Origin of the sequence: Vibrio sp. UCD-FRSSP16_30 (assembly GCF_001676025.1) — a bacterium.
Lineage (GTDB): Bacteria > Pseudomonadota > Gammaproteobacteria > Enterobacterales > Vibrionaceae > Vibrio.
The window spans coordinates 177,692-191,950 of record NZ_LZFW01000002.1 but is presented as its reverse complement, the minus strand read 5'-3'; the positions used below and the strand labels follow the sequence as shown (position 1 = coordinate 191,950).

Genomic DNA, 14,259 nt, shown 5'->3' with positions numbered 1-14,259 from the left:
GTTATTCCTTAACGTATCAGTAAATTAATTTCGAAAAATAAACGTTTTCCAAATTGGACTGACTCTAAATTATCAAAAAAAGAACAGCTTGGGTAAGAAAATTACAATAAAAAAAGAGCAGTCACTTAAATGAGTGACTGCTCTTTATGTTTTTTAGCTAAATCAGTAGCTTATATTTACTGCTAAAAGCTTTTGTCTATATTTTATTACTCTTCGATCTTAGCGCCGTCTGGCGTACCTGTTATAACAACATCTGCACCTCGGTGCGCAAAAAGACCGACAGTAACGACACCAGCAAGTGCATTAATTTGGTCTTCAAGTTGTTTAGGCTGAGTGATTTTTAGGCTATGTACATCTAGGATAACGTTGCCGTTGTCAGTGGTTACACCTTCACGATAGACAGGATCACCACCAAGTTTAACTAATTCACGAGCAACGTATGAACGCGCCATAGGAATCACTTCAACAGGAAGAGGGAAGTTACCTAGTACATCGACTGCTTTAGTGCCATCAACGATACAGACAAATTTTTCAGAGATAGCAGCAACGATTTTTTCTCTTGTTAATGCTGCGCCACCACCTTTAATCATGTCTTTATCGGCATTGATTTCATCAGCGCCATCAACATAAACATCTAAAGAAGCCACTTCGTTACAGTCAAATACCGTAATACCAAGCTGCTCTAGTTTTGCAGTTGATGCCACAGAGCTAGAGACTGCCCCTTTTATCTTGTCGCTCATTGTACCCAAAGCATCAATAAAATGGTTTACGGTTGAGCCTGTGCCAACACCAACAATTGCGCCAGCTTCAACATATTTAAGTGCTGCCCAACCAGCTTCTTTTTTCATTTCATCTTGGGTCATTCTAGTTCTCCAGATCGAGAGTAAAGGGGGTCGATGAGAGTATATACTCATCGGTGAAATATTTGAATAAAGGCTTAGGCTGTTAAGTCGCTGACGACCAATCCCATGTTTTACTTGGTGTAATAATCTTATCTAATGGAATATCCCACTCTTGAGTAGGGAGTTGGCTAAATTGCTGACAGTCATGAGCGATGCCAATAGGCTTTGGTGTAGGGCTATTAATAAACGGAGCTAAAGTTCTGTCGTAATAGCCACCGCCCATTCCAAGTCTTTGTCCGCAAGAGTCAAAGGCGACTAATGGCGTGAAAATAACATCAAGCTGAGCGGCTGGGATAATATCTTTAACGGAAAGCTTAGGCTCTAAAATGCCATATTTATTGGCGGTTAACTGGCTATTTTTGCTTAGCTGTATAAACAGTAATTGCCCTTTAGAGAAAGGATGAAGAACAGGGATATAGGTGTTTATTTGGTTTTGCCAACACCAGTTTATTGCCAAAGCAGGATCGAGCTCACCATCATTGGTCAGGTATAACGCGACATTTTTTGCGTATTTAAGCTCAGGAAGCTGACTAAACTGTTTAACTAGCTGTGATGAAGCGTTTTGCTGTTGAGAAGTCGAGAGATTGGTTCGAAGCGTTCGAACGTGTTTGCGTATTTCATTACGTGTTAATAATGATTGCATGAGGGACCCCAGAGTGCCGTTGCGGATTTTGGCCCTTGAACCAGCTGGTTCAAGGCGGATCAGCAATGAGGACCGTAGGCTTCTCGATACGAGTCGAGCCTGCTCAATAGCCATCAAGTACTAACCCTTAAGGGTTGCTTATCGGCTCAGGGACATAAATCCAGCTGACGCACACCCCAGGGTAATTTTAATTCTGCCGTCCAGTTGGCTCTTTTTACTCTTTAGTCAGCGCTTTGTCTAGCTTGTCATCTAGAAACTCAAGGCGCTGTTCGATATCTTGTTGGATTTCGCTTGTTGCTTCTTTTTCGAGTAACTCATAGCAGATATTGAGAGCTGCTATAGTAATAAGCTTTTCGGTATTTGCGACTTTTGTCTTTTGTGCCATATCCTCAATACGTTGATTGAGGTTAAGTGCAGCCTGTCGCAGAGCGTCTTCTTGACCGACAGGACAATTTACTCGAGTAATTTTACCTAAAATTTCAATTTCAACTGCTTGACTGTTCATGCTAGACAACTCGTTATTGCTCCGAAAGCTTGTGCGTCCCGTGCACATTTAGGCAAGAAACTATAGGAAAACAGTCACCAAGATTCAAGCTTTTCCGAACATGAGTATGACCATACGCTGTTCAATTAGTCAGAAACAAGGCAATTTGTTTAATTACTCTACATTTAAGTGTAGAAGCATAGCGCTTATTGGGAGTAAATTGCTAGTACTTGGTGCTGATTTGAGTCTGTCACCTGCTTCAAGCTGGTGATAAGATAACGATATAACTCTCTTATTAGGACTATTACCTCATGAGCCAGACATCTTTACCTAATTACCAGTCAGTGACTGATGAATTATCAACGGCACAAATTGCCGTAACGCCCGCAGAAATGCACGGTCTTCTCATTGGTATGTTAAGTGGTGGATTAAGTCATAGCAGTGATGCATGGCAGTCTTTGTTATATGACTATACCAATGATGGAACAGGCTGGCCTATGACGTGTCTAGCGATGGCGCAACAATGCCTCAAGCTAGCTGGCGAAGAGTTAACAGATGATAACTTTGAGCTAAGTATTTTATTGCCGACAGATGCTGACATTTCAACGTATACACAAGCGATGAGCGAATGGGTTAGTCATTTTGTTTCAGGCTTAGGTTTGATTGATGCGCAAGTCAATAAAGCCAGCGAGCAGACAAAAGAAGCCATTCAAGATCTATTAGAAATATCCAAAGTAGATGTTGATCCTGAAGATGATCTAGAAGAGCAATCGGCACTACTAGAGCATGTTTTAGAGCATGTTAAAGTGTGCGTATTAACCGTTTATTCCGAGTTGGCTAATAAACCAGCTGAGCCAGAATCTAAAACAGTTCATTAATCTGACTGAACCATTTTTACTCACAATAAGGTAGTTTCTATTGCAGTACGATGTGATTGTTATTGGTGGCGCGATGAGCGGAGCAACGCTTGCTCTTGCATTGAGTCGAATCGCCAATAAAAAAGTTGCCGTTGTAGAGGCCTTTGCAGAATCAGCGCAACACCCCGGTTTTGACTCAAGAGCCATAGCTCTATCTTTGGGGAGTGTGCAACTGTTACGTGATTACGGACTTTGGGATGACTTATCAGGAAATGCGACATCCATTAATTCGATAGAAGTTTCTGATAAAGGTCATTTTGCTCAAACTGGGTTCAATGCACAGCAGTTAGGAAAAGAGCTGTTAGGTTCAGTCGTCGAACTTGCTGATGCTGGGGTTATGTTTCGTGAGCAGCTGCAAAAAGATCCTAATATTGATTTCTTTTGTCCAGATTCCATCAGTGGAATAGTTCAGCATCAAGACTACATTGAAGCTGAACTGGAATCCGGTATTCGACTTTCTGGCTTGCTGATGGTTGCCGCCGATGGTGCAAACTCTAAAGTTGCAGAACTTATTCACAATCCTAAATCGTTAGATGATTTCAAACAGCACGCAGTGATTGCCAATATCGAATTAGATAAGCCTCATGATAATCGCGCGTATGAGCGTTTTACTGCCCATGGCCCTGTCGCATTACTACCAATGACACATAATCGTATGTCGTTGGTATGGTGTATGTCTGAAGCCACGCTAGAAAAGACTTTGCAGTGGAACAAGGAGCAATTTTTAGCTGAGTTACAGCAGCAGTTTGGCTGGCGTTTAGGTCGCTTTAATAAAGTGGGTGAATTAGCGAGCTATCCACTGCAATTACATAAGCGAGACCGATTAATTCATCACAGGATCGCTTTTGTTGGTAATGCGGCTCAAACGTTACATCCGATTGCCGGTCAAGGGTTTAACTTGGGCGTGAGAGATGTTGCAACGTTAGTTGAAGTTGTGGCAAAACATACTGACTGTGGCGAATATACTTGCCTTGCGAGCTACCGAGATAATCGAACAGCAGACAGAGAAGCAACTTGCGCGATGACATCGGGCTTAGTCAGAATATTTTCCAACGATTGGTTGCCTATGGTGGCGGCTCGAAACCTTGGATTAGCTATTTTTGACATGGTTCCTTTTATTCAAGGGCCAGTTAAAAATCGTAGCCTAGGACAGGTATAGAACATAAAAATGATTAAAAACGTAGATTTAGCCATTGTTGGCGGTGGTATGGTTGGACTGACTTTAGCCTTAGCGTTAAAGGATACCGATATTCGTATTGCGATTATCGAAAGTGCTGAACCTATTGAGGTGAGTGACGAGCCGGCTTCAAGAGTTTCAGCGCTAAGCCGAGCAAGTGAAGCTATTTTATGTAACCTTGGTGCTTGGCTTGGAATTGCCAAGCAGCGTCATACGCCATACACCAAGATGCAAGTGTGGGAGAAAGACACCTTTGCCAAAATAGACTTTTCAGCCAGTGATCTGCATGAGGATAATCTGGGCCATATTGTCGAAAACCAAATTATTCAATCCGCTCTACTTGAACAAGTGGCTAAGCTTGAAAATGTGACTCTATTTCAGCCCAACAAGTGCAGTAATTTAGCGATTGGAGAAAGAGAAGCTTGGCTAACTTTAGACAATGGTCAAAATATTACGGCTAAGCTGGTGGTTGCGGCAGATGGTGCAAACTCTTGGGTACGCCAACAGCAAGGTTTTCCTGTTACGGAATGGGATTATGACCATAGTGCAATCGTTGCCAATGTGACGATGGAAGAGCCTCACCAAGGTGTTGCAAGACAAGTATTTACCCATTCAGGTCCGTTAGCCTTTTTGCCTCTGCACGAGCCAAACCTTTGTTCAATAGTTTGGTCACAAGACACAGATAGAGCGCAGCAATTAATGAGTGCGCCGAATGAGTCCTTCATTAAGCAACTGACGGTCGATTTCGATATGCGTTTGGGGAACGTTCAGAACTTAGGTAATAGAACCGCTATTCCTTTAAGAATGCGCTACGCCCGTGATTTTGCTAAAGAGAGAGTTGCCTTAATTGGGGATGCCGCGCACACCATTCATCCTCTTGCTGGACAAGGTGTTAATTTAGGTCTTTTAGATGCGGTGACATTAGCGCAAGAAGTCGAAAAACACTGGAATCTAGGTAAAGATATTGGTGAATACGCCAATCTTCGTCATTTTGAGCGCTGGAGAAAAGCAGAAGCAATTAAAATGATCTCTAGCATGCAAGGATTTAAAGAATTGTTTGAAGGGGATGATCCTTTGAAGAAGCTAATTCGTGGTGTAGGAATGAGTTTGGCTGGAACACTGCCAGGCGTAAAAAATGAAGTGATGCGCCATGCTTTAGGTTTAAAAGGCGATCTTCCTAAATTGGCCAAATAATTAAAAATTGCTCACTAAAAAAGGAGGCTTACGCCTCCTTTGTTTTAGCCAACTTAAATGTAGCAAGCTCGAAGTCTTTTCACTTCGATGTTCACTTCGTTTACCGCTTTGAAGTGACGTTCTTCAGCGTGATGAGGGAGGATTAACTTCCCATTATCAAACTCAAACTTACCTACACCGTAAATATCTATTCGTCCTTTGAATAATCTACTTACGTGTTTTGCAATCATGCTCGGAACATAACGCTTAAACAGTCTCATTTCTGATACCTTTAATTTTTTCATTTATTATTATTTGCCTCCATGGCAGGGCGCATTATAAGGTTTTTTGTTTACAATATTGTGATGAAACTAGATTTATAAACAAGAATATCCATATGCACTGACGTTTTTGTCTAACTTTGTTCTTTAGCATAGTCAATAATGGTGGTTTTTTATTCAAAGCCAGTTTTAAGCACTAAAGTTCATCGTTATCAATGAGTCCATATTCATATAGACAGCTCACAGTGCAAAAGTTCGACAAAATTGCCGTGAATATGCAACAAGATGTGAATAAGGGGCGGTATGCCGTTCTGTTAATAAGTTTAGCTTATGAAAGTAAGGGATGGGTACGACTGGATAAGTTCAGACTGATAGCTTGCGACAGATAGTTTTAGATAGGCAAGTTTAATCGGATAGATTCAAAATAGATGGATTCAATATTTTAGAATGAAATCTTCAGCGATGTTAAAGGAGTGTAATGGAGAGAATAGACTCTCCCCATTTTGTTGTAATAAATCAGCGTGATAAAAATAACCGCTATCAGTAAATGACAGTTATTGCTCTAAGTCATAAGGTAAATCGACTAAAGTCCAAATATTGTCGGGATTGCCTGCAACTCTAAAGCGAGTATCAAATTCGATGTCCTTGTTGAGTACGATTAAGGCCAGAGCCTCACCTTGCTCATTACGATATTGCGCGATCGCATCACCAGCGCCACGCCAATTTTCACCGACTTCACGCTCAAAACTGAAAGAATCATCACTCGTTGCAGTGCCTTGCACTAGACGCATAACTTTCTTATTTGTTCCGCGGTATTTTGCTCGTGCTACCGTTTCTTGCCCTGTGTAACAGCCTTTTTCAAAGCTGATACCCGATACGGCCTGCAAATTTAACATTTGTGGTATATGTATGTTTTGCTGTGCTTGAGTGACGCGAGGGATGCCATTAATAATGTCGAAATAGTCCCAGTAATCTGGCGTCACTTTTTGTGCATCGGTTAATTTATTTTCTAAGCTTTCTAGTTCACTTTCATCGACTAAAAGCAACCAGCGTAGATCTTGTATTTTAACGGCAGTACCAAAAGGTAGGTGGCGTACGTTGTCTTTAGTGTCGCTAATAGAATCAATGAACGCTTCTGCTTTATCACCAAATACACCAATACTAACTTGCTGACTCACAATAAGGTCTACTTTAGAAAAAACAGCGTATTTTTTGATTTCTTGTAAAGCGTTTTCAATGCCTGATTTATGTTGCCATAGGGCATAGCCTTGATTGTGATGAAATAGATGAAACAGGCTCCACATTTTTCCCTTAGCGTCACAGTGTGCGCCTAGAGTTGATTGCGATGCATCTAGCTTAACCACATCGCAAGTTACTTGCCCTTGGAGGTAAGACTTACTCTGTTCTCCTACGGCTGTAATTGCTTGCCAATCGGGTAGTAATGTCCATGCAAGTGCCGGGGTATTTAAAGGTACGGAAAGTGTCGCACTCATAGTGGTTCCTTAAACTAGATCGTTTTATCTATGGTAATCACAAATTGTGCTTATGTCTAAGGGCGGAATTTTAATTCATGTGTGATTTTAAGCAGGATTAAGCAATAAGCTGTGATTAAGCTAATAGTTACTGCCGAGTAGGACTGTTACACTCGGGGAAAGGGAATGAGATTATTTGAGGTAACGCATGTACACACCAGAACAGAAAGCGCGTATAAAATGGGCGTGTCGTCGAGGCATGTTAGAGTTAGATGTTGTGATTATGCCGTTTTTTGATGAATGTTTTGACCAGCTGACTGAGCAAGAGAAAAAAGACTTTGTTGCTTTGCTAGAGAGTGATGATCCAGACTTGTTTACCTGGATTATGGGACATGGGCGTAGTGAGAATTTGGCGTTGGCTTCTATGATTGATAAAATCGTAGCGCATAATTTAAGTAAAGTTCGCTCTTAAAAATTGATATAAAACCAAATAAAGAAAGGCGCCTCGATTTAACGGGGCGCCTTTTTGTTAGCTGTTAATTAATCAAAACATTAGATTAATTAGGGTAGCTCTTACCTAGATGATTAGGCACTAAAATTGTGGGTTTAGCCTCTTCGAGCATCTCTGGGTAATCAAGAGTGTAATGTAAGCCACGGCTCTCTTTACGCTCCATCGCACAGCGAACCATAAGATCGGCCACTTGCAGTAAGTTACGTAATTCTAAAAGGTTGTTGGATACGCGGAAGTTACTGTAGTAATCATTCACTTCTTTTTGCAGTAGTTGGATGCGATGCAATGCACGTTCAAGTCGCTTATCGGTACGCACTATTCCCATGTAATCCCACATAAATAGTCGTAGCTCATGCCAGTTATGCTGCAACACGACTTCTTCATCTGAGTTGCCTACCTGACTTTCATCCCAGCCAGGAAGATTGACTGGCATTTCAGCGCTATCAAGTTGTTTGAGAATGTTTTCTGCAGCTGACCAAGCGTACACCACGCACTCTAGTAATGAGTTGGATGCCATGCGGTTTGCGCCATGCAGACCGGTATAACTTACTTCACCAATAGCATACAGTTGTTGTACATCCGTTTGACCTTCAGGATTCACCATTACTCCACCACAGGTGTAGTGGGCAGCAGGAACAATAGGGATTGGCTCTTTAGTCATGTCTAGACCAAGATCTTGCAGACGCATATGAATGGTCGGGAAGTGCTTGGTAATGAACTCTGCAGATTTATGACTGATGTCTAAATACATGCAATCAGCACCAAGACGTTTCATTTCATAATCTATTGCGCGAGCCACAATATCACGCGGTGCTAATTCTTCACGCTCATCAAAGTCGGGCATAAAGCGTGTGCCATCAGGTCTTAGCAAGTAAGCCCCTTCGCCGCGTAATGCTTCAGTAAGAAGGAAGTTTCTCGCCTCTGGGTGGAACAGACAGGTTGGATGGAACTGATTGAACTCAAGGTTGGCTACTCGACAACCTGCGCGCCATGCCATTGCAATGCCATCACCGGATGATACATCAGGGTTACTGGTATATTGATACACCTTAGAGGCGCCGCCAGTGGCCAGTACGACAAATTTTGCGGCAATAGTCTCAACTAACTCTGAGTCACGATTCCAAACATAAGCACCCACAACTTTTTGTGCACTGCCATTTATTTTGTCTTCAGTGATAAGGTCGACTGCGTTATGTCGTTCTAGAACGGTAATATTGGGGTGGTTTAATACATTTTCTTGTAAAGAAGTTTGCATCGCCATACCGGTTGCATCAGCAGCATGCAAAATACGTCGGTGGCTGTGACCGCCTTCTCGGGTCAGGTGATAACGTGGCTTTTCACTATTGCTACCAGACTCTTCTTGATCAAAAGGGACACCGCCATCAATTAACCATTGTACGCATTTTTTTGCGTTCTCTGCGATGAACTGAACTTTGTCTTTTTCACACAAGCCAGCGCCGGCGATTAAGGTATCTTCGACATGTGATTCGACGGTATCTGACTCATCGAATACGGCTGCAATGCCGCCCTGAGCATAAAAGGTTGCTCCTTCTCGGCTCAAGCTTTTGCTCAATACAATGACTTTGGATTTTTCGGCAATACGAAGGGCTAAAGAGAGTCCTGCTGCACCGCTGCCAACAACGAGTACATCACATTGATGTTGAGGTATTGAATTCATTAAACTGTTCTATCCTATTTATCCATTAGGCTTGCAAGCCAATCATTATCCACTCGTTGAACACGTGTTTTATTTTATAGTTTTTGACCGGTTCTTAACCCAGACGAGGACTAGGGTGCTACTATTCGAATACTAGCTACAGTTACTATTCGACTATCCGTTATGGCGCTAAACAGTGCGTTCTACCCAAGTTATAACTTTAGGCGAAGTTTGTATCTAATTAACCATCATTTGACTAGTACATCATATTTTTGACTAAGTTTGAAAAAAACTATAAACAAAATGAACTTTTCTATCTCTTCTTAGTCACAATAGTGCTCTAGTAATTGATGGTGTCAATAATAGATTATGCATTGATTAAACTCATATCTGAGAAGATGAGAGCTAAATATAGGAGTAAAAGCTCGAATGAACGAGCAGTTGACCGATCAAGTATTGATTGAGCGGATTCAAAATGGCGATAAACAAGCCTTTAATCTTTTGGTCGTAAAATACCAAAATAAGGTGTGTAACTTGATCTCTCGATATGTAAACAACCACAGCGATGTTGCGGATGTTGCACAAGAGACTTTTATCAAGGCGTATCGTGCTATCCCAAATTTTAGAGGGGAAAGTGCGTTTTATACTTGGCTTTATCGCATTGCTGTTAATACCGCAAAAAATCACCTAGTGGCACTTGGGCGTAGGCCACCGGCCACCGATGTGGATGCTGAGGATGCTGAATACATAGAAACTGGCAGCGCATTAAAAGAAATATCGAACCCAGAAAACTTAGCGTTGTCCAATGAATTGAAAGAGGTAGTTTTCAATGCAATTGAAGCACTACCAGAAGATTTAAAAACAGCGATGACTCTGCGAGAGCTTGATGGGTTAAGTTATGAAGATATTGCAGCTGTTATGGAGTGCCCTGTAGGCACAGTTCGTTCGCGAATATTTAGAGCTCGAGAAGCGGTAGAGAAAAAAATTCAACCACTTCTTCAGCGTTAGAAAATAATCACAATGGTGAAAGTAATGTCTAACAAAGAGAAAATCTCAGCGTTGATGGATGGAGAGTCAGTAGACTTAAGCCTGATATCTGAGATAGAAACTGAGACAGATGCTCAGCAAACTTGGCAAAATTATCATTTGATTGGTGATGTCATGCGAGGTGATGCACCGCAAGGGGCTGACTGGGATATCGCAAGTCGAGTTGCTCTTGCCCTTGAAGATGAACCCGTTCATTCAGGCCATACTCAAGAAAGCAGTACTCAGAGCAGTAATGTTCAGCCGATGCTAGAAACTCAGCCTTCACCTGCTACGGCTAAAAAAGGTCTCCCTCAATGGCTCACCCAATTTGGTCAAGTAGCGGTTGCTGCTTGCGTTTCTTTTGCGGTCATTTTAGGGGTTCAACAGTACGGTGGTAGTGTTGATGGTTCTCCTGTTGCTGAAACGCTTCCTGTATTACAGACGATTCCTATGTCGGGTAGTGCAGAGCCTGTTAGCTTAACTCGTGACTCTGTTCGTGCGAAATCTGAATCACTAACACCACAAGATGAGAAAATGGCAGAGCAACGTCGACGTATTAATACTGTGTTGCAAGATTATGAATTACAACTTCGTTTAAACCATAGCGAAAGTAATTCTGACGTAGAAACGGATATAAAATGAAGAAATTTCTGGCCAGCGCTTGTGCGTTGCTCAGCTTAGCCACTTCTCCTTTAGCCTTAGCCGATGATTCAGCATTAGTTGATGAAAATTCTGCTGAGGCTCTTATTCATAAGATGAGCCAAGCAAGTGATACGCTTAATTATGAGATTTCATATGTGCTGATTCGTAAGAGCAGTATTGAACCTCTGGTGTATCGTCAAGCTAATGACAATAATACTTTGTTTGCTCAACTGATGTATTTGAGTGGCCCAGTGAGAGAAGTTATACGACGCGGCAATCAAGTCAGTTACATTGAGCCGGGCATTGATCCTTTTACTATTGTATCGGATAAAATGGTTGCGCCTTTAATGCCAATGCTTGAGGTTAACCCAGACAGACTGACTGCAAATTATGATTTTGTGAAGGTTGGACGGGCTCGAGAAGCAGGTGCACCAAGTGATGTGGTTCGTGTTGTTCCTAAAGATGGACAGCGTTACTCCTACATTGTGTGGATTGATGAAGCTTCGTCATTGCCGTTACGTGCTGACCTGATTGATAGAGATGGTGAGATATTAGAGCAGTACCGAACTGTGTCTTATTCTGTCACCGATCATCTAGTCCCTATAATGAAGGGGCTTGAACAAGCAACATTGCCTGATGTTGTGACATTACCTGATAGTAGTGTTGATGAGATCTCTTGGAATGCAGGTTGGATGCCAAAAGGTTTTGTGAGTAAAAAAATGCAAAGCCATCCGTTGTTGGGTTCCGACCGTGTTGTTGAGAGCCAAATTTATTCGGACGGATTGTTTCAGTTCTCAATCTATGTGGCTCCTGAAGACGATTTATCGTTAAAACGCCAACTAGTGAGGCAGGGCAGACGTACTTTGCAAAGTGCGGTAGTTCACAAACATGAAGTTATAGTTGTCGGAGATATTCCTCCCACTACAGCGCAACGTATTCTACAATCAGTGACTTTTCATTAGGTAGTATATAAATATGATGAACGCACTCGCTATGGTGACAAAAGTAACAGAGCTGTCACCGGCTAAAGCAAGTGAAAAGCTGTTTAAGGTTGATATCACTTGTGAGCAACAGACCAGTTGTAGTGGCTGCGCATCTAAATCCAGTTGCGCTACCGGCCAAGTGACCAAGGCTATTGGCAACAAAGAGCATGCTTGGTCGCTAACCACCTCAACCCCTGTTGTCGCGGGTGATATCGTAGAGATAGGTTTACCCGAAAAAGCACTATTGTCTGCCGCAGCGTTAGTTTATCTGGTTCCTTTACTCTTTCTTCTTATTGGCGCTTTAATTGGAACTGAAGTTTCTAACGCTTTCTTGAGTGGTCAGGAGTGGGTGAGTATCGTATTTGGCGCTGGATTAGCGTTCATCAGTGGCGTGGTAATTAAAGCCAAATTAAACGGTAATCAGCATCAGGCTGAGCAGCAAGTAACCTTGATCCGCACCTTAGGCCAACCACTTGAAGTAAAATGAAGATAGCGGCAAGCGCTGAAATTCGGTAGAATCTGCCAATCTAAGCAAAATGATGACCAAAAACATCATTTCCCCTTTCAATTTTGTATGAGTCTAACCACACCTTACTATGAAGAACATTCGTAACTTTTCGATTATTGCCCACATTGACCATGGTAAATCCACCTTATCAGATCGTTTGATACAAGTTTGTGGAGGCCTGAGTGATCGCGAAATGGAAGCGCAAGTTCTTGATTCTATGGATCTTGAAAGAGAGCGTGGTATTACGATTAAATCTCAAAGTGTGACCCTAGACTACAAAGCAAATGACGGGGAAGTTTATCAACTTAACTTTATCGATACCCCTGGACACGTTGATTTCTCTTATGAAGTCTCTCGCTCTCTCGCTGCGTGTGAAGGTGCGTTACTCGTTGTTGATGCAGGTCAGGGTGTTGAAGCTCAGACTCTAGCTAACTGTTACACTGCAATCGAAATGGATTTAGAGGTTGTGCCAATCTTAAATAAGATTGACCTTCCAGCCGCCGATCCTGAACGTGTTTCTGAAGAAATTGAAGAGATCGTTGGCATTGATGCAATGGAAGCGGTTCGTTGTTCTGCTAAAACAGGTTTAGGCGTTGATGCCGTACTTGAAGAGATTGTAAAAGAAATTCCTGCACCTGAAGGTGATCCGGATGCTCCACTGCAAGCGCTAATCATCGATTCATGGTTTGATAACTATCTTGGCGTTGTTTCTCTCGTTCGTATTAAAAACGGTAGCATCAAGAAGAACGACAAGATCAAAGTAATGACCACAGGCCAAGTTTGGGGTGTGGATCGTTTAGGTATCTTTACACCTAAGCAAATCGATACAACTGAACTTAATACCGGCGAAGTTGGCTGGGTTGTTTGTGGTATCAAAGACATTCTAGGTGCACCAGTCGGTGATACTTTAACTCATGCTAAAGTGAGCTGTGAAACGGCACTTCCTGGTTTCCAAAAAGTAAAACCACAGGTATACGCGGGTTTATTCCCTGTATCATCTGATGATTATGAAAACTTCCGTGATGCTCTGGGTAAATTAAGCCTAAATGATGCATCACTATTTTACGAGCCAGAAAGCTCGGCAGCACTTGGTTTTGGTTTCCGTTGTGGTTTCCTTGGTATGCTTCACATGGAAGTTATTCAAGAGCGTCTAGAGCGTGAATATGACCTAGACCTAATCACTACCGCACCTACGGTTGTTTATGAAGTAGTAAAAACCAATGGTGAAGTGCTTTATGTTGATAGCCCTGCCAAGCTACCAGCAGTTAATGACTTAGAAGAAATTCGTGAGCCAATTGCTCGTTGTAACATCTTAGTACCTTCAGAGTACCTAGGTAACGTTATTACACTTTGTGTAGAGAAGCGTGGTCTTCAGGTGGATATGGTTTATCACGGAAACCAAGTCGCTCTAACTTACGATCTTCCAATGGCAGAAGTGGTACTAGACTTCTTTGACCGTTTAAAATCAACTTCTCGTGGCTATGCATCACTGGATTACAACTTCCATCGCTATGAAGTATCAAGCATGGTTCGTGTAGACGTATTACTTAATGGTGATACAGTAGATGCACTGGCGATTATCACGCACAAAGATAACTCTCAAAGTCGTGGTCGTTTATTGGTTGAGAAAATGAAAGAATTCATTCCTCGCCAGATGTTTGATATTGCAATACAGGCGGCAATTGGTAACCACATTATTGCTCGCTCTACCGTTAAGCAACTGCGTAAAAACGTAATCGCTAAATGTTACGGTGGTGATGTGAGTCGTAAGAAGAAACTGTTGAAGAAACAGAAAGAGGGTAAGAAACGTATGAAGCAAATCGGTAACGTTGAGCTTCCACAAGAAGCCTTCCTTGCGATTCTTCATGTTGGTAAAGATTAAC

General features: G+C 42.1%; 15 protein-coding genes and 1 other RNA gene. 9 read left to right on the top strand and 7 right to left on the bottom strand.

The window, feature by feature from the left end; translation table 11 throughout:
• Nucleotides 1-206 precede the first annotated feature (206 nt).
• From rpiA to zapA, 4 genes are all read right to left on the bottom strand, one after another.
• The gene (gene rpiA / locus A9260_RS02335) at nt 207-863 is read right to left on the bottom strand and encodes a ribose-5-phosphate isomerase RpiA (protein ID WP_068695809.1); all 657 of its coding nucleotides are present in this window, start codon (nt 861-863) and stop codon (nt 207-209) included.
• 82 nt (nt 864-945) lie between these two features.
• A complete protein-coding gene (locus tag A9260_RS02330) occupies nt 946-1,545 on the bottom strand; it encodes a 5-formyltetrahydrofolate cyclo-ligase (protein ID WP_068695807.1) in 600 nt (199 codons plus the stop codon).
• A gap of 1 nt (nt 1,546) precedes the next feature.
• Nucleotides 1,547-1,731, bottom strand: a non-coding RNA gene (gene ssrS, locus A9260_RS02325) — 6S RNA.
• Between the two features lie 28 nt (nt 1,732-1,759).
• Complete coding sequence (gene zapA / locus A9260_RS02320) at nt 1,760-2,050, bottom strand: cell division protein ZapA (RefSeq protein ID WP_068695805.1); 291 nt, start codon at nt 2,048-2,050, stop codon at nt 1,760-1,762.
• Between the two features lie 290 nt (nt 2,051-2,340).
• Here zapA and A9260_RS02315 point away from each other — a divergent pair, with 290 nt between their 5' ends.
• From A9260_RS02315 to A9260_RS02305, 3 genes are read left to right on the top strand one after another with little or no spacing between them, the layout of a single operon-like run.
• Complete coding sequence (locus tag A9260_RS02315; protein WP_068695803.1) at nt 2,341-2,907, top strand: UPF0149 family protein; 567 nt, start codon at nt 2,341-2,343, stop codon at nt 2,905-2,907.
• Between the two features lie 40 nt (nt 2,908-2,947).
• The gene (gene ubiH / locus A9260_RS02310) at nt 2,948-4,105 is read left to right on the top strand and encodes a 2-octaprenyl-6-methoxyphenyl hydroxylase (RefSeq protein WP_082957009.1); all 1,158 of its coding nucleotides are present in this window, start codon (nt 2,948-2,950) and stop codon (nt 4,103-4,105) included.
• Nucleotides 4,106-4,114: 9 nt separating this feature from the next.
• Entirely contained in the window at nt 4,115-5,317 is a 1,203-nt protein-coding gene (locus A9260_RS02305) for an FAD-dependent 2-octaprenylphenol hydroxylase (RefSeq protein ID WP_068695801.1), read from the top strand.
• A 53-nt stretch (nt 5,318-5,370) separates the two neighbouring features.
• On the opposite strand, the gene A9260_RS02300 is transcribed toward A9260_RS02305, so the two are convergent.
• Both A9260_RS02300 and ygfZ read right to left on the bottom strand, forming a co-directional pair.
• Nucleotides 5,371-5,577, bottom strand: a complete 207-nt coding sequence (locus tag A9260_RS02300) for a DUF1107 domain-containing protein (protein WP_068696038.1) — start codon at nt 5,575-5,577, stop codon at nt 5,371-5,373.
• 554 nt (nt 5,578-6,131) lie between these two features.
• Entirely contained in the window at nt 6,132-7,070 is a 939-nt protein-coding gene (gene ygfZ, locus A9260_RS02295; RefSeq protein ID WP_068695799.1) for a tRNA-modifying protein YgfZ, read from the bottom strand.
• Between the two features lie 187 nt (nt 7,071-7,257).
• Between ygfZ and A9260_RS02290 the strand changes: the two genes are divergently transcribed.
• Nucleotides 7,258-7,521 carry an FAD assembly factor SdhE gene (locus A9260_RS02290; RefSeq protein ID WP_068695797.1) on the top strand — a complete coding sequence of 88 codons (264 nt, stop codon included), beginning with the start codon at nt 7,258-7,260 and terminating at the stop codon, nt 7,519-7,521.
• 85 nt (nt 7,522-7,606) lie between these two features.
• On the opposite strand, the gene nadB is transcribed toward A9260_RS02290, so the two are convergent.
• Nucleotides 7,607-9,238: an L-aspartate oxidase gene (nadB, locus tag A9260_RS02285; protein ID WP_068695794.1), complete on the bottom strand. Its 1,632-nt coding sequence runs from the start codon at nt 9,236-9,238 to the stop codon at nt 7,607-7,609.
• A gap of 408 nt (nt 9,239-9,646) precedes the next feature.
• Between nadB and rpoE the strand changes: the two genes are divergently transcribed.
• The 5 genes from rpoE to lepA all read left to right on the top strand — a co-directional run bounded on the left by rpoE (nt 9,647) and on the right by lepA (nt 14,258).
• Nucleotides 9,647-10,225 (top strand): RNA polymerase sigma factor RpoE, encoded by a 579-nt coding sequence (gene rpoE / locus A9260_RS02280; RefSeq protein WP_068695792.1) that lies wholly within the window; start codon nt 9,647-9,649, stop codon nt 10,223-10,225.
• Nucleotides 10,226-10,249: 24 nt separating this feature from the next.
• Nucleotides 10,250-10,885: an RseA family anti-sigma factor gene (locus A9260_RS02275; protein ID WP_068695790.1), complete on the top strand. Its 636-nt coding sequence runs from the start codon at nt 10,250-10,252 to the stop codon at nt 10,883-10,885.
• On the top strand, nt 10,882-11,847 hold the full coding sequence (gene rseB, locus A9260_RS02270) for a sigma-E factor regulatory protein RseB (RefSeq protein ID WP_068695788.1): 966 nt from the start codon (nt 10,882-10,884) through the stop codon (nt 11,845-11,847). The genes A9260_RS02275 and rseB overlap by 4 nt, the downstream gene beginning before the upstream one ends.
• A 13-nt stretch (nt 11,848-11,860) precedes the next feature.
• On the top strand, nt 11,861-12,355 hold the full coding sequence (locus A9260_RS02265) for a SoxR reducing system RseC family protein (protein ID WP_068695786.1): 495 nt from the start codon (nt 11,861-11,863) through the stop codon (nt 12,353-12,355).
• A gap of 109 nt (nt 12,356-12,464) precedes the next feature.
• Nucleotides 12,465-14,258, top strand: a complete 1,794-nt coding sequence (lepA, locus tag A9260_RS02260; RefSeq protein WP_068695784.1) for a translation elongation factor 4 — start codon at nt 12,465-12,467, stop codon at nt 14,256-14,258.
• The last annotated feature ends 1 nt before the right edge of the window (nt 14,259 follow it).

Bases quoted from the DNA above. Each gene is read 5' to 3' on its own strand.
- ygfZ (WP_068695799.1), bottom strand. From the start codon at position 7,070: ATGAGTGCGACACTTTCCGTACCTTTAAATACCCCGGCACTTGCATGG.
- lepA (WP_068695784.1), top strand. From the start codon at position 12,465: ATGAAGAACATTCGTAACTTTTCGATTATTGCCCACATTGACCATGGT.
- zapA (WP_068695805.1), bottom strand. From the start codon at position 2,050: ATGAACAGTCAAGCAGTTGAAATTGAAATTTTAGGTAAAATTACTCGA.
- nadB (WP_068695794.1), bottom strand. From the start codon at position 9,238: ATGAATTCAATACCTCAACATCAATGTGATGTACTCGTTGTTGGCAGC.
- A9260_RS02290 (WP_068695797.1), top strand. From the start codon at position 7,258: ATGTACACACCAGAACAGAAAGCGCGTATAAAATGGGCGTGTCGTCGA.
- A9260_RS02265 (WP_068695786.1), top strand. From the start codon at position 11,861: ATGATGAACGCACTCGCTATGGTGACAAAAGTAACAGAGCTGTCACCG.
- A9260_RS02330 (WP_068695807.1), bottom strand. From the start codon at position 1,545: ATGCAATCATTATTAACACGTAATGAAATACGCAAACACGTTCGAACG.
- A9260_RS02315 (WP_068695803.1), top strand. From the start codon at position 2,341: ATGAGCCAGACATCTTTACCTAATTACCAGTCAGTGACTGATGAATTA.
- rpiA (WP_068695809.1), bottom strand. From the start codon at position 863: ATGACCCAAGATGAAATGAAAAAAGAAGCTGGTTGGGCAGCACTTAAA.
- A9260_RS02305 (WP_068695801.1), top strand. From the start codon at position 4,115: ATGATTAAAAACGTAGATTTAGCCATTGTTGGCGGTGGTATGGTTGGA.
- rseB (WP_068695788.1), top strand. From the start codon at position 10,882: ATGAAGAAATTTCTGGCCAGCGCTTGTGCGTTGCTCAGCTTAGCCACT.
- A9260_RS02300 (WP_068696038.1), bottom strand. From the start codon at position 5,577: ATGAGACTGTTTAAGCGTTATGTTCCGAGCATGATTGCAAAACACGTA.
- rpoE (WP_068695792.1), top strand. From the start codon at position 9,647: ATGAACGAGCAGTTGACCGATCAAGTATTGATTGAGCGGATTCAAAAT.
- A9260_RS02275 (WP_068695790.1), top strand. From the start codon at position 10,250: ATGTCTAACAAAGAGAAAATCTCAGCGTTGATGGATGGAGAGTCAGTA.